This is a genomic window from Streptomyces inusitatus, assembly GCF_014651115.1.
Taxonomy (GTDB): domain Bacteria; phylum Actinomycetota; class Actinomycetes; order Streptomycetales; family Streptomycetaceae; genus Streptomyces; species Streptomyces amakusaensis.
The window spans coordinates 1-760 of record NZ_BMWG01000090.1 but is presented as its reverse complement, the minus strand read 5'-3'; the positions used below and the strand labels follow the sequence as shown (position 1 = coordinate 760).

Annotated in this window: 1 protein-coding gene; it reads right to left on the bottom strand. The window is 72.6% G+C overall.

Annotated elements, in window-relative coordinates; translation table 11 throughout:
- A partial coding sequence (locus IE247_RS33950) for a condensation domain-containing protein (RefSeq protein ID WP_229869534.1) occupies window positions 1–760 on the bottom strand: 760 nt, incomplete at both ends.

Sequence of the window (760 nt, the reverse complement as noted above, 5' to 3'; positions counted from 1 at the left end):
GACCCGTGCCTCCTCCGGGCGCAGAACGCGCTGGTAGGGCTCGCCCTCGTGCTCGGCGAAGAGGGTGCGCAGCACCTCATGACGGGTGATCACATCGTGTACGGCGGCTTCCAGCGCGGGTATGTCGAGCGCGCCGCGCAGCCGTACCGCGAACGGCACGTTGTAGGTGCTGCCCCGACCCTCCATCTGGTCCAGGAACCACAGCCTGCGCTGGGCGTACGAGAGCGGCAGCCGCTCCGGCCTGGCACCGGCGGTCAGCGCGGGCCGCTCCACGGCCGCGTCCCCGCCGAGCCGGGCCGCCAGGACGGCGACCGTACGCGCCTCGAACACATCCCGTACGGAACAGGCGATCCCGGCGGCCCGCACCCGGGCCACCACCCTGGTCGCCAGCAGCGAATGGCCGCCCAGCCGGAAGAAGTCGTCCTCCGCGCCCACCCCGTCCAGCTCCAGGACCTCCGCGAAGATCCCGGCGAGCAGGGTCTCCCGAGGGCCCCGCGGCGCACGCGACAGCGTGACGGACGCGGCCTCGGGTGCGGGGAGGGCGGCGCGGTCGAGCTTGCCGTTCACATTGGTCGGCAGCTCGTCCAGGTTCATGATCACGGCCGGGACCATGTACTCCGGCAGCTCGCCGATGAGCGCCGCGCGGAGCGCGGCCGGTTCGGCGGTTCCGGTCGTGTAGGCGATGAGCCGATCGTCCCGGAGGAGGACGGTGGCGGTGGTGACGTGGGGGTGGTGGGTGAGGGCGGTTTCGATTTCGCCG